General features: G+C 44.5%; 14 protein-coding genes and 3 tRNA genes. 12 read left to right on the forward strand and 5 right to left on the reverse strand.

What is annotated here, in order from left to right:
* Positions 1-133: 133 nt before the first annotated feature.
* The 3 genes from GBV73_RS03340 to GBV73_RS03350 all read left to right on the forward strand — a co-directional run bounded on the left by GBV73_RS03340 (position 134) and on the right by GBV73_RS03350 (position 1439).
* Positions 134-211: transfer RNA gene (locus GBV73_RS03340), tRNA-Ala, on the forward strand.
* 13 nt (positions 212-224) lie between these two features.
* Positions 225-302: transfer RNA gene (locus GBV73_RS03345), tRNA-Val, on the forward strand.
* Between the two features lie 51 nt (positions 303-353).
* Positions 354-1439 carry a hypothetical protein gene (locus GBV73_RS03350; protein ID WP_152879290.1) on the forward strand — a complete coding sequence of 362 codons (1086 nt, stop codon included), beginning with the start codon at positions 354-356 and terminating at the stop codon, positions 1437-1439.
* 221 nt (positions 1440-1660) lie between these two features.
* Here the strand turns inward: GBV73_RS03350 and GBV73_RS03355 are convergent, their stop codons facing one another.
* Both GBV73_RS03355 and serK read right to left on the reverse strand, forming a co-directional pair.
* Complete coding sequence (locus GBV73_RS03355; protein WP_042697619.1) at positions 1661-2326, reverse strand: HAD family hydrolase; 666 nt, start codon at positions 2324-2326, stop codon at positions 1661-1663.
* Between the two features lie 145 nt (positions 2327-2471).
* Positions 2472-3203 (reverse strand): L-serine kinase SerK, encoded by a 732-nt coding sequence (gene serK / locus GBV73_RS03360; RefSeq protein WP_152879293.1) that lies wholly within the window; start codon positions 3201-3203, stop codon positions 2472-2474.
* Positions 3204-3387: 184 nt separating this feature from the next.
* Here serK and psmB point away from each other — a divergent pair, with 184 nt between their 5' ends.
* The 6 genes from psmB to GBV73_RS03390 all read left to right on the forward strand — a co-directional run bounded on the left by psmB (position 3388) and on the right by GBV73_RS03390 (position 8641).
* Positions 3388-4011 carry an archaeal proteasome endopeptidase complex subunit beta gene (gene psmB, locus GBV73_RS03365; protein WP_225807666.1) on the forward strand — a complete coding sequence of 208 codons (624 nt, stop codon included), beginning with the start codon at positions 3388-3390 and terminating at the stop codon, positions 4009-4011.
* 17 nt (positions 4012-4028) lie between these two features.
* Complete coding sequence (locus GBV73_RS03370) at positions 4029-5975, forward strand: beta-CASP ribonuclease aCPSF1 (protein ID WP_371716994.1); 1947 nt, start codon at positions 4029-4031, stop codon at positions 5973-5975.
* Between the two features lie 28 nt (positions 5976-6003).
* The gene (locus GBV73_RS03375; protein WP_152879298.1) at positions 6004-7335 is read left to right on the forward strand and encodes a pyridoxal-phosphate dependent enzyme; all 1332 of its coding nucleotides are present in this window, start codon (positions 6004-6006) and stop codon (positions 7333-7335) included.
* Positions 7336-7384: 49 nt separating this feature from the next.
* Positions 7385-7708: a hypothetical protein gene (locus GBV73_RS03380; protein WP_371716995.1), complete on the forward strand. Its 324-nt coding sequence runs from the start codon at positions 7385-7387 to the stop codon at positions 7706-7708.
* 3 nt (positions 7709-7711) lie between these two features.
* Complete coding sequence (gene rpiA, locus GBV73_RS03385; protein ID WP_042697608.1) at positions 7712-8395, forward strand: ribose-5-phosphate isomerase RpiA; 684 nt, start codon at positions 7712-7714, stop codon at positions 8393-8395.
* 158 nt (positions 8396-8553) lie between these two features.
* Positions 8554-8641, forward strand: a tRNA-Leu gene (locus tag GBV73_RS03390).
* A gap of 161 nt (positions 8642-8802) precedes the next feature.
* Here the strand turns inward: GBV73_RS03390 and GBV73_RS03395 are convergent.
* Positions 8803-9033, reverse strand: coding sequence for a hypothetical protein (locus tag GBV73_RS03395; RefSeq protein ID WP_042697932.1), 231 nt, complete (start codon positions 9031-9033; stop codon positions 8803-8805).
* A 250-nt stretch (positions 9034-9283) separates the two neighbouring features.
* On the opposite strand from GBV73_RS03395, the gene GBV73_RS03400 reads away from it, so the two are divergent.
* Positions 9284-9868, forward strand: coding sequence for a hypothetical protein (locus GBV73_RS03400; protein ID WP_042697463.1), 585 nt, complete (start codon positions 9284-9286; stop codon positions 9866-9868).
* A complete protein-coding gene (locus tag GBV73_RS03405; RefSeq protein WP_042697465.1) occupies positions 9865-10428 on the forward strand; it encodes an aldolase in 564 nt (187 codons plus the stop codon). The genes GBV73_RS03400 and GBV73_RS03405 overlap by 4 nt, the downstream gene beginning before the upstream one ends.
* A 1-nt stretch (position 10429) precedes the next feature.
* Here GBV73_RS03405 and GBV73_RS03410 read toward each other — a convergent pair whose 3' ends face one another.
* Complete coding sequence (locus GBV73_RS03410; protein WP_042697468.1) at positions 10430-10684, reverse strand: UPF0147 family protein; 255 nt, start codon at positions 10682-10684, stop codon at positions 10430-10432.
* 90 nt (positions 10685-10774) lie between these two features.
* The gene (cobO, locus tag GBV73_RS03415) at positions 10775-11305 is read right to left on the reverse strand and encodes a cob(I)yrinic acid a,c-diamide adenosyltransferase (RefSeq protein WP_152879300.1); all 531 of its coding nucleotides are present in this window, start codon (positions 11303-11305) and stop codon (positions 10775-10777) included.
* Between the two features lie 88 nt (positions 11306-11393).
* On the opposite strand from cobO, the gene GBV73_RS03420 reads away from it, so the two are divergent.
* Complete coding sequence (locus GBV73_RS03420; RefSeq protein WP_042697477.1) at positions 11394-12482, forward strand: P1 family peptidase; 1089 nt, start codon at positions 11394-11396, stop codon at positions 12480-12482.
* Positions 12483-12489 lie beyond the last annotated feature (7 nt).

Below are 12489 nucleotides of genomic sequence, written 5' to 3' on the forward strand. Positions count from 1 at the left end.
TTCTCGGTTTGGTGGACCGCCTGGTGATGTGACTGAATGGCTTCAGGAGGTGATACCCCAGTTATCCTGACAGTATCCTCCCTTCTAACCGAAAGATTTATAAATAGCCTTCAACCCTTATTGGATTGGGCGTGGGCCGGTAGCTCAGCCTGGGATGAGCGCCGCCTTGGCAAGGCGGAGGCCCCGGGTTCAAATCCCGGCCGGTCCACCACAACACTTTGGGCGGGCCCGTGGTCTAGACTGGTTATGACGCCACCCTGACACGGTGGAGGTCCGGGGTTCGAATCCCCGCGGGCCCACCAACCACCAAAAAAGATTTCTGTGAAAAGCTCCTAATTCTCTGATGATGCCTTATGATAGGTAGACTTTATTATGCAGCTAAAGTTTATTTTTCCAGCTATGGAATCGCATGGTTCGATGTAGACACCTTTTTGAAACTTCTTGGTTTCATTGACTCAAAGAAGGTTTTGAGCACTAGTGAAATGGACTATTTTTTTAAGAAAAACAGCCAACATCCATTTGCTAAGACTGGAAGGGAAGGTTATTACTTCGCTAGACTATTATGGCATCTGGGGATTTTGGTCAAAAGTTCCGGAAGGGGATATAAACTAAGCTCGTATGGTCAGAATTTATTGAATAACATAGAGAACAATCGAGAAAATCGAGAGGATATTTTAAGATTGGTTTTCAAAAAATGGTATCCATTGATAGTTTTTCTAAAATACATTGATTACAAAGACTCAGTAAGTATGCGAGTTATATCTTCGGAACTAGGAGGAGAGATGAAACACTGGACATCGATACTTTATCAATTGGGGATTCTTAAGAAGGGGAACATTGCAAAACCGTACAATAAATTTGTTGTAAGTTCTCTTTTTATACCCCTCTCCTTGGACTTAGGGTTAATAGACAAGAAAGGTAGTGAAGTAAAACTAACAAAAGAGGGAAAGGAAGTAGTTAGAGATCGTGTTGAGTCTTCTGATATAATTCGAACAATGCCTGGCGATTACACAATCTATGCTGGGATTGCTGATGTTCTTTATGATGCGAAAGAGCCAGTAATAGTCTCTCCATGGATAAACGGTACTGTTGAGAAGTTAATAAGGGTTATAGGCAGTATCAATGAAGACTTATCTAAAGTAACTCTTGTTGTCAGGAACACCCAAAAGAACAGAGATGTGATAAAGAGAATATCAAAAACCACTCCCCTCGATGTTGAGTGCCGGTATTATCAAAATTTGCATTCCAAAATTACCGCAAATTATCAAGGGCCAAGTATAGAGTCCTCCGCAAATTTGCTTACCACTAGTCTTAAAAGAAACTATGAAATCGGTACATATTATCCTAAAACCCCAGAAGAGCTAGCATTAGCTGTAGAAGAACTAATCTCCATATCCAGACCATTAGAAATTTTCCAAGAAAATGTGGCCCGCCCGTAACGACCGCTCTCATTGAAGCCGTAAGGCAATCTCAAGCGGCTTAACCCAGGCGGGCCAGAAGAGTGTACTCGGCCAGGGTTACCCACGGTCATTGCGCTCCGTAACGCGGAAGGCCCTCCCGTGGGGACCTCGCTATGGCCGAGCTGTTGCCCCCGCATCGCCCCCACCTTCATTGATTGGGTGGGTCCTCGCGCAGGGGCATTATAAGTTAGGCAGTTCATTTATAAATCCTTACCTACTAGCGAGCGCACCAGTTGCACAAGTTCGTTCAAATCTTTCACGTAATAATCTGCTCCCTCTATTTTCCCGAACCTCATCACTTGAACGGCTTTAACACCAGCCCGGTGAGCTGCCAAGATGTCCGATGCAGAATCTCCCACGACCAAAGCTTCACTTGGAAGGACACCAAGGGCATCGAGGGCTTTTTCTATGAGATAGGGATTCGGTTTAGCACCATCCAGATATCGGTAGTCCTTTCCAAGGATAATGTCAAAGTATTTCTTCAAATCAAAAAGCTCCAGCACAAACTCCGTGCAATCTTGGGAAGCGTTGCTAACAGCTGCCATTTTTAATCCCATTTGTTTGAAATCCTTTAAAACATCAACGTCGGGAAAGGCTTTTATTAGTCCTCTCTCTGCAGCCCATTTTCTGTACTCGAGCTTTGCTTTATCTATCGCTTTCCAGAATTCTACATGATCAACTCCAAGCCTCTCAACCCAGCTTCGCGGTAGTTCTCCCTTTACCATCTTTTTGTAAGTTTCAAACTCAAGGGTAATCCCAAGCTTTTTTATTTCTTTCTTTCCCCATTTTTCGAACCATTCCAGCCCATCATAGCCTTCATAATAGACAAGAGTTTCATCAACGTCAAATATTAATGCCTTTATCATGGTTATCCCTCACGTATTGGCTTCTTTTAATTTTTCGTTGCTCAACTCTAAAATTTTCTTAAGCGGGTTTAAACTTATCCCGAGAGTCTGCTACATGCTCGAAAAAACTTAGATGATCAATCAAAATAAAAAAGGCAGAATAGGACTAAAAGAGCTCCTCAAGCTTCACATCGATTTTGTCCGGGTTGAATGGAAGAACGTGTCTGGTTGTCTTTGGAGAATAAACTTCTCCCCTCTTTACGAGCTCCATAACTTCCTCCTTGCTTGGTGCTTTTCTAATGAACACATAGTCAATTTCGCCCTTATCCATATCTTCTTTTGCATCTTCTTTGAGGCCGTAGTATATAAGCTCTATCTCTCCCTCAACACTCATCTCGTCAAGCACTTTGCTTACCTTCTTTTGTTCGTCAAGTGCTCCCGGAATAGCAAAGACCTTGTCTTTACCAATGAGAGCGAAAGCTATTTCCCCCTTTTCGGCCTTTTCTTCAGCCTCTCCATCCTCAATTATTTCCAATCCCTCTGCCTTTAATCTTTCGAGAACCTTGTTGAGGTCTCCTTTAAAAGCAGGATACCATGTGTATACCTTAACATCATCGCTGAAGTAGTCGAGAATTACAGAGGGAGCCCTCTTTGCCCCGAGCTTCTGCAGGCCTGCCCATCTGTGGTGACCATCAACGATGAGGTACATGTCCTCCCCGGGGACTTTTGCCAGGAGCATGGGCTTCCAGAAAATACCGGAGCCAGTTAAGCTTTCAATAAATGCCTCAAGCTCCTTTTGGACGAGCTGCTCGTGTGGTTTCATCTTTTCCAGCTCAATAAAAACGTATTCAACCTTCTTTGTCGGTATGTCGTATTTGGGAACTTTTTCGACACCCATTTTATCATACCTCCTAGGGTTACATTGTTGTAAAACAATTCATAGGATAAAAAGCTTTTCTTTCAGCTGCCCATCTGAAAGGGAGTAACTCATGTCGCTTTGCGAAAACTTTAAATACTCCCTCAGTCAATCCCCCACTGTAGAATTTGTTTCTATTCTCGGGCAAAACGAATATCTTAAAGGGGTGTTGGCTTTGGACAAAATTAAAGGGACAACAACAGTAGGCATTGTTTGTAAGGATGGAGTAGTATTAGCCGCAGACAGGAGGGCTTCACTGGGCAACATGGTCTTGTCCAAAGAAGTTAGCAAGATATTCCAGATAGACGACCACTTGGCCCTAGCAGGAGCCGGGAGCGTAGGGGACATACTAAGCCTTGTAAGGCTTTTGAGGGCAGAAGCAAAGCTTTACAGAGCAAGAGTCGGCAGGGAGATGAGCACAAAGGCACTGGCAACATTAACTTCTAACGTCTTAAGTGGAAGAAGATACTTCCCCTATTTTGGCTGGTTTTTAGTGGGAGGTTATGATGAAAAGCCAAGTCTTTATTCAATTGACATGGCAGGGGGAATTACCGAGGACAAATATGTTTCTGCAGGTTCTGGTATGGAGTTTGCATATGCTGTTTTAGATAATGAGTACAATGAGAAAATGACTGTTAAAAAAGGCGTTAAACTGGCCGTAAAAGCTATAAATACTGCAATAAAAAGAGATGTTTTTACTGGAGATGGAATAATGGTTGTTGTCATTACAAAAGACGGGTATAGCGAGCTTTCTAAAGAAGAAGTCGAGAAGATCCTCAAGAAGCTCTGATTCTAGGGGTGAGTGACGTGATAAAAAGAGAAACAAACGTTGATGAAATTCTGAAAGAGATTAGGGAGATTATTAGTCAGATGGTACCCAAAGAAGCCAAGATAACCGAAGTGGAATTTGAGGGGCCGGAGCTGGTTATTTATGTGAAAAACCCTGAAGCTGTAATGCAAGACGGAGATCTTATAAAAAACCTTGCAAAGGTTCTTAAGAAGAGAATTAGTGTAAGACCTGATCCGGATGTTCTCCTTCCTCCTGAAAAGGCCGAAGAGCTAATCAAGCAAATAGTTCCGCCAGAGGCGGAAATAACTAACATAAGTTTTGATCCTTCTGTTGGCGAGGTAATAATTGAGGCTAAAAAGCCGGGACTTGTGATTGGAAAGAATGGGGAGACCCTTAGGGAGATAACCCAGAAAGTTTACTGGGCTCCAAAAGTTGTTAGAACTCCACCCCTGCAGTCCCAGACAATATACTCTATTAGGGGAATCCTGCAGTCCGAGAGTAAAGATAGGAGAAAATTCCTGAGACAAGTTGGGAGAAACATATACAGAAAGCCGGAGCTCAAAAGCGAGTGGATAAGGATAACAGGGCTTGGAGGATTCAGGGAAGTTGGAAGAAGTGCCCTCCTGCTCCAAACAAATGAGAGCTTTGTGCTGGTTGACTTTGGTGTAAACGTCGCGGCTTTAAATGATCCCAAGAAGGGGTTCCCCCACTTTGATGCCCCAGAATTTACCTACGTCCTTAAAGAGGGGCTTCTGGATGCGATAATAATTACCCACGCACACCTTGACCACTCCGGTTTACTACCCTACCTCTTCAGATACAACCTGTTCGACGGCCCTATCTACACAACTCCGCCTACAAGAGACTTAATGGTTCTCCTTCAGAAAGACTTCATTGAGATACAGCAGAGTAACGGTGCTGACCCGCTTTACAGAATGAAAGACATAAAAGAAGTCGTTAAGCACACAATAACTCTCGACTACGGGGAGGTTAGAGATATCTCACCAGACTTGAGGCTTACCCTGCACAATGCAGGCCACATCCTTGGCTCCTCAATAGTTCACCTCCACGTTGGAAATGGACTCCACAACATTGCCGTCACAGGAGACTTTAAGTTCCTTCCAACGAGACTCTTTGAGCCAGCAAATGCAAGGTTCCCAAGACTTGAAACTTTGATAATGGAATCAACCTATGGAGGAAGCAAGGACTACCAGCTACCGAGAGAAGAGGCAGAAAAGAGGCTTATTGAGGTTATTCTTCAGACTATCAAGCGCAAAGGAAAGGTCCTTATCCCCGCAATGGCAGTTGGAAGAGCTCAGGAAATAATGCTAGTCCTCGAGGAGTACGCTAGAGTAGGAGGGTTGGAGGTTCCAATATACTTGGACGGTATGATATGGGAAGCAACTGCAATTCACACCGCATATCCAGAGTATTTGAGCAAGAGCCTCAGAGATCAGATATTCCATGAGGGCTACAACCCATTCTTAAATGAGATATTCAAACCCGTCGCAAATGCAAACGAAAGAAAGGACATAATAGAGAGCGAAGAACCCGCGATAATTATAGCCTCCTCCGGTATGCTGGTTGGAGGACCCAGCGTGGAGTACTTTAAGAACCTTGCCTCAGATCCAAGGAACTCTATCATATTCGTAAGCTATCAGGCAGAGGGAACTTTGGGTAGACAGGTTCAGAGAGGCCTAAGAGAGATACCCATGATAGGAGAGGGCGGAAAGACAGAAGTTGTTCAGGTAAACATGGAGATCCACACAATAGATGGATTCTCAGGTCACGCCGATAGAAGGGAGCTGATGAGCTACATAGCAAAGGTAAAGCCGAGACCGGAAAGAGTAATAACAGTTCACGGAGAGCCCCAGAAGTGCCTTGACCTTGCCTCAAGCATCCACAAGAAGTTCGGTATCTCCACAAGGGCTCCAAACAATCTCGACGCCATCAGGCTCAAGTAGCCTTTTTCTAATTTTTTGGTGGGTAGTGATGATAGAGTGTCCCAAATGTGGAAGGGAGTATCAGCAGATAATACCACCGAGATGCTCATGCGGGGCTTTCCTTGAAATACCGTATGACTATTCTAAGGTAGACCCCCAAAAATGGAAAAATAGAGAGAAAGGCGTGTGGAGGTACAGAGAACTTCTCCCCAACGTGCCCAGAATAATTTCCCTGAAAGAAGGCGGGACACCTTTAGTCAAGGCAAAAATCGGCGAAGAGCTCGGCCTGGATGTTTTTATTAAAGACGAAACAAGGAACCCCACGGGTTCATTCAGAGATAGGCTTGCCACGGTAGGAGTTTCTTATGGCTTGCCCTATGCAAGCAATGGGTTCATAGTAGCCAGCGATGGCAACGCGGCAGCGTCTTTAGCGGCATATGCCGCTAGAGCTAATAAAGAAGCATTTGTTGTTGTTCCCAAAAAAGTCGACAAAGGAAAGCTAATTCAGATGATAGCCTTTGGTGCCAAGATAATCCGCTATGGAGACAGCGTTGATGAGTGCATAGAATACACTAAAGAGCTCTCCCGATTAAATGGACTCTACGACATAACTCCCGAAAACAACATTATTGGGCTTGAGGGGCAAAAAACCCTTGCATTCGAGCTCTGGGAGGAGATAAACCCAACCCACGTGATCGTGCCAACGGGAAGTGGAAGCAACATCTACAGCATCTACAAGGGCTTTAGGGAACTTCTGGAAATCGGTGCTATTGAAGAACTCCCCAGATTAATTGCAGTCCAAACTGAAAACTGCTCCCCAATAGCGGCCGAAATATTGGGGATAGAAGGCAAGAGAGAGTTCACCAAAGCCCTTGGGCTGTACGTAAAAGACCCGGTAAACAAAGAACTCGCGATAAGAGCCATTAAAGAAAGCAACGGAACCGCTGTGGTTGTGAGTGAAGATGAGCTTGACTTCGGAGAAAAAGCCCTTGCCAAAGAGGGCGTCTTCGCTGAGTATTCTTCAGCTGTTGTTATTCCAGCCCTAATAAAGCTCCGTGAAAGCGGTTATCTTGAAAAAGGAGACAGGGTCGCTTTGATAATTACGGGCTCGGGATTAAAAAGCTACTACGCGGAGGAGAGAGAGCGCTTTTCAGTCGGTGGCACAAAGCTTGAAATCCTAAAGCTCCTGAGAGAAAAGTCCATGTATGGCTACGAAATCTGGGAGAATCTGGAGAAGCCAATGAAGTATCAAGCAGTGTACCAGCATATAAAAGAGCTTGAGGCCCTTGGCTTGATAGAAGAGGCACGCAAGAAGGGAAGAAGGGTTTATTACAAACTTACTGAAAAAGGAGAACGGTTGCTTGAGAACTTTGAAGAGTGATGGAAAGTATTTTAAATGAATCCCTAAACTAAGTTTTAGGTGATAGAGAGTGAATGCTGAGAACAAGATGTCGCTCATATTTTACGCAATCGGAACGATAGCAGGGATAGTGAGTGGAGTCCTGTCAACCCAAGTTCAAGCGGGCTACATTGTAGGCCTGCTGGTCTATCTGCTATCACCGAAGATAGTTATCGCTCTCGTTAAAGACCTTCCTGACGAGTTAAAGGATGAGAGGGTTCTGCTGAGAAAAGGGTTCTGGGGATTCTTCCTGTTCTGGCTGTACTTCACAATCTTCAGCTACAATCTCATCTTACAGCCCGAACCGACGTTTTATTCAAATCAGTCCCTCCTCTACAACATAACGAAGGGATGAGGTATGGAAGAGCTGAAAAAAATGGTGGCTAAGGAAGCTTTGAAGTATATCGACGATGACATGATAATCGGGTTAGGTACGGGTTCCACAACGGCTTACTTCATCCAAATGCTGGGAAAGAAGCTCATGACAGGGGAGCTCGAAGATGTTTACGGCATCCCCACTTCATACCAATCACGCCTTTTGGCCCTTGAGAGCGGAGTTCCCGTCGTTAGCTTAGATGAAGTTGATGCCATTGATTTAGCTGTAGACGGTGCAGACGAGGTTGATCCTCACCTTAATCTCATCAAGGGAAGAGGCGCGGCATTAACGATGGAAAAGATCATCGAATACAGGGCCGGAACGTTTATAGTGCTCGTTGATGAGAGCAAGCTTGTGGAATATCTCGGCCAGAAAATGCCAGTCCCCATAGAAGTCATCCCTGCGGCATGGAGGGCCATTAAAGAGGAACTTGAAGTCTTCAACGCAACAGCCGAGCTGAGGATGGGCGTTAAAAAAGATGGCCCAGTGATAACCGACAACGGCAACTTCATCCTCGATGCAAAATTTGAAAGAATTGAAGATCCACTCGACATGGAAATCGAGCTGAACAACATTCCGGGAGTTGTTGAAAACGGCATCTTCGCAGACATAGCAGACATAGTTCTTGTTGGCACAAAAGACGGCGTTAAGAAAATGGAGAGATGATGCTTTTTTATCCCTAAACTTCTAAACTTATAACTTATCACTTGTAAGTTATAACTTGTAACTCTTGTGAGACATCAGGTGATGGAGGTTATAATCAAGATTTGAGACCACAAGATTTTTAAAACTGAGTTGGTGTATAGAGAAATGAAGCCCCACGCGCGGGGGTTGCCGAGCCTGGTCAAAGGCGGTGGACTCAAGATCCACTCCCGTAGGGGTTCCGGGGTTCAAATCCCCGCCCCCGCACCATCGCCAATTCTCTAAGCCACTTCTGAAAGGAAAACCGAGATTATTGATACCTTGTTACATCTCTTTAATGGGTGTTATTTTCTGTCCCCATTTTTGAGGAGTTCCGATCAGCAGTAACATCTAGGGGGTTCAAACAAGCATGTTGTGAAACTATTGAAACCTCAGACTCCCATTGCCTTTGCCCAAAATATGGTCAGTATCACCATGGTGATACCGAGCATGATTATGTAAAATACCAGCCCTGCTGTAAAAAATCCAAGACCAAATTTAAAACCGTCCTTAAAAGTCAGCCCCGTTTTCTCTGTAATTGATACACCTTTCTTGGGACTTTCCCCGAACCTCTCCGTCTCTTCTTGCTTACTAACAACCTTTTCACTAACCTCCTCAGGCATCAAAAACCACCAAGAGAAATACGCAATAAAATATTAAAATTTTTTCGTATTGTGAGAATTTATAATTTATTAACAGTCCTTGGATACCACCCATCAGCTTGCTTTTTTCGCTAAATGATGTATTGGATTGATTTCAGGAGTAAGGACTATAAAAGCCACACATGAGATCTTTACTCCACTTTGCAATTTACACACTCCGTTCATAGCAAACCCTAAAAGCCCAAGTTGCTACTTTTCTGTGGTGAGGGTAATGATAATCTACGAACCAATAATGCTCGCAATGCCTCTTGCGGAAAAAATTAAAGATCAAATACTGCAGGAAAAGAAACTGCCAGACGGAGAGACCATCCGAAAAATATTGGCCTCTCTCGGTCTTGAAGAGATGTGTCTGGGAAAAGGACTCGCTTTATTCCGCTCCAAGTACGTTCTCGCTCTCGTGATTCCTTCTGCCAGATATATAACAGTGGATATAATCTCTTCTTCTGGAGACCTAAGCGATGCCCTGGAGCTTATGGTGTATCACGACAGAACCCTTAACGCATACGTAGTTGAGATAGTGCCAGCTAACGAGCTTGAATTCGAAGGAAACATTGGCATAGAGCCGGTTATAATAGATGCAGAGAGTTTTGAACTAAAGAGCACCCCTGTTTTGGGACACTTTGAGAAGGACAAGGACGATATCGTTCTTGTGATAAGCGGAAAAACCTACGATGCATGGAAAGAAAGCGGCAAGCTTGAGGTCTGCCCCATATGCGGGGCTGAAGAACTCGTCTGGCAGAAAGATATTGCCTACTGCAACTCCTGTGGTTTTGGGATAAAGGTGGTGAAAAAATGAGCAGAGTTGTCAAGGAGATGCTTATCAGATATTCAAGACTCGCCCACGAAAGAGGGTTAACGGCCGCATTTGGAGGGAATTTAAGCGTTCTTTTCAACGGAAAGGTTTTCATAAAGGGAACTGGCTCCGTCATGGATGAGCTCACACACGGGCAGATAGCCGTCATTGACCTTGAAGGGAATGTTCTAAGCTCTATAAGGCCATCTTCAGAATGGAAGCTCCACGTTGAAGTCTACAAGCGAAGAAAAGATGTAAAAGCCATAGTCCACCTGCATCCTCCATACTCGATAGTTGCATCCACACTACTTAATGAAGAGCTGCCAATAATAACCCCTGAAGCCGAGATATATCTAAAAAAGATTCCCATAGCTGAGTTTAAACCGGCTGGAAGCTGGGAATTGGCCGAAGAAACCGCAAAACACTTGGAACACTACGATGCAGTTATCCTTCAAAATCATGGAATAGTAACAGTGGGGAGAAGCTTAAGGGAAGCCTACTACAAGGCAGAATTAGTAGAGGAAAGCGCAAAATTATGGTATCTAAAAGAAAAAGGCAGATAAATCACTTAATCTGCTCTAAAGCACCCAAAACTTCCCAGATTATAGTTCTTGTGTGCATTGGCATATTTGGATCCTCGCTAATCTCCTCAAGAATAGCAATAGCATCCGCAGCTCTCACACTTGGGTCTTTGCTAGTGTCCATTAGGGCTTCAATTGCCTGTTCAGCGGCTCTCCTAATATTTCTTGGGACGATTGTATCCTGAATAACTTGCTCCTTTAGAACCTGGATAATCTGCTGAATCATCTCCTCGCTCATTTCCACCACCTCCGATTTAAGTAAGAATTCGTAACTAAATTCTTTCACGCATATATTGCACATTTGTTATTAAAACCTTTTCGGTAGTTTTTAATACTCTACACCCTTTCTAGCAACCACTCCTTTAGCATAGGGATGCTTTATTTCCCTCATTTCCGTCACATAGTCCGCTAATTCATAAAGCTCTTCCGGGCAGTATCTGCCTGTTAAAACAAGCTCAGTGTTCGGGGCTTTTTCTTTTATGAGCTCCTTAACTTCGTCGAGTGCTATCATTCCAAATCCCAGAGCCACACATATCTCGTCCAGAATTACGAGATCCCATTCGCCGCTTTTAACGACTTCTCCAGCCCTTTTTAAGGCCTTCTTTGCGGCTTCAATATCTTCCGGCTCAGGCTTTCCATGGACGAACTTCGGCAAACCATAGGACTCAACGACAATTCCACATTCCGAGGCTTTTTTCTGCTCCCCATAAACATTGGCAGATTTCAAAAACTGTATCATTATTACTTTTCCTCCGTTGCCGAGCATCCTCAAGGCCAATCCTAAGGCCGCCGTGGTCTTTCCTTTTCCATTTCCTGTGTATATGTGCACCAGGCCGAGTTTCTCTTTCCAGTCAGCCATGTTTACCCACCAAAAAACTTGGCACTGAAGTATTTATCAATTGCGAAAGAGCTTTTATTGTTTGAGTGTGATTCTTTTTGGTGATTGCATGAAAGCTCCCGAACTTGGTATTAAGATTGGAGTTTTTGAACACGGCAGGAGAAACTCGATAAGCGACGTTAAAGGTGTCAAAGTCGGCCATGTAACGCTGATTCAGGGTGAAGGGAAACTAGTTCCCGGTAAAGGCCCTGTAAGAACGGGAGTAACTGCTATAATCCCTCACGATGGAAACATCTACAAGGAGAAGCTTCTGGCGAATGCCTTCGTTATGAACGGTTATGCTAAGCCAGTTGGCCTTATTCAGGTTCAAGAGCTTGGAACCCTTGAGACACCGATAATACTAACCAACACTCTGAGCATTGGCACTGCCGCTGATGCCCTTATCGATTACATGCTTGAGCAAAATGAGGACATAGGAGTGACCACCGGTTCTGTTAATCCAGTAGTTATGGAATGCAACGACTCTTACCTCAATGACATCAGGGGAAAGCACGTTAAAAGAGAGCACGTGCTTGAAGCAATTAAAAACGCAAAAGAAGACTTCGAGGAAGGTGCTGTTGGTGCTGGAACTGGGATGAGTGCCTTTGAATTCAAAGGCGGGATTGGTTCTTCCTCCAGAGTTGTGGATATTGAGGGCAGAAAGTACACCGTTGGAGCTTTGGTTTTGAGTAATTTTGGTAAAAGGGAAGACCTAACGATAGCCGGAGTTCCCGTAGGGCTGGAGCTGAAGGGCTGGCCCGGAAAAGGGGGAGAAGGGAAGGGAAGCATAATAATGGTTGTTGCGACCGATGCTCCCCTAACTTCAAGACAGCTGTACAGGGTCGCCAAGAGGGGTGCCGTGGGACTGGCGAGAACCGGAGGTTATGCATACAATGGAAGCGGCGATATAGTTTTTGCCTTTTCAACTGCGCAGAGGATAAAACACTATCAAAAAGAGCCGCTGACCATAGAAGCGCTGCCAGATGACACCTTATCGCCTCTTTTTAAGGCTACGGCTGAGGCCGTCGAGGAAGCGATAATTAACTCTCTCCTCCAAGCAAAGACAATGAGTGGAAGGGACAATCACATTCGCTACGCTCTTCCCAGAGATGAGCTCATAAAGATAATGGAAAAATATGGGAGATTATACAAGAGCTGAGGTGGAA

Origin of the sequence: Thermococcus sp. 101 C5, assembly GCF_009372125.1 — an archaeon.
GTDB lineage: Archaea > Methanobacteriota_B > Thermococci > Thermococcales > Thermococcaceae > Thermococcus_A > Thermococcus_A bergensis.

Excerpts from the sequence above, each read along its gene's own strand:
- GBV73_RS03350 (WP_152879290.1), top strand. The coding sequence starts at position 354 with ATGATAGGTAGACTTTATTATGCAGCTAAAGTTTATTTTTCCAGCTAT.
- GBV73_RS03355 (WP_042697619.1), bottom strand. The coding sequence starts at position 2,326 with ATGATAAAGGCATTAATATTTGACGTTGATGAAACTCTTGTCTATTAT.
- serK (WP_152879293.1), bottom strand. The coding sequence starts at position 3,203 with ATGGGTGTCGAAAAAGTTCCCAAATACGACATACCGACAAAGAAGGTT.
- GBV73_RS03375 (WP_152879298.1), top strand. The coding sequence starts at position 6,004 with ATGATAGAGTGTCCCAAATGTGGAAGGGAGTATCAGCAGATAATACCA.
- rpiA (WP_042697608.1), top strand. The coding sequence starts at position 7,712 with ATGGAAGAGCTGAAAAAAATGGTGGCTAAGGAAGCTTTGAAGTATATC.
- GBV73_RS03395 (WP_042697932.1), bottom strand. The coding sequence starts at position 9,033 with ATGCCTGAGGAGGTTAGTGAAAAGGTTGTTAGTAAGCAAGAAGAGACG.
- GBV73_RS03400 (WP_042697463.1), top strand. The coding sequence starts at position 9,284 with ATGATAATCTACGAACCAATAATGCTCGCAATGCCTCTTGCGGAAAAA.
- GBV73_RS03405 (WP_042697465.1), top strand. The coding sequence starts at position 9,865 with ATGAGCAGAGTTGTCAAGGAGATGCTTATCAGATATTCAAGACTCGCC.
- GBV73_RS03410 (WP_042697468.1), bottom strand. The coding sequence starts at position 10,684 with ATGAGCGAGGAGATGATTCAGCAGATTATCCAGGTTCTAAAGGAGCAA.
- cobO (WP_152879300.1), bottom strand. The coding sequence starts at position 11,305 with ATGGCTGACTGGAAAGAGAAACTCGGCCTGGTGCACATATACACAGGA.
- GBV73_RS03420 (WP_042697477.1), top strand. The coding sequence starts at position 11,394 with ATGAAAGCTCCCGAACTTGGTATTAAGATTGGAGTTTTTGAACACGGC.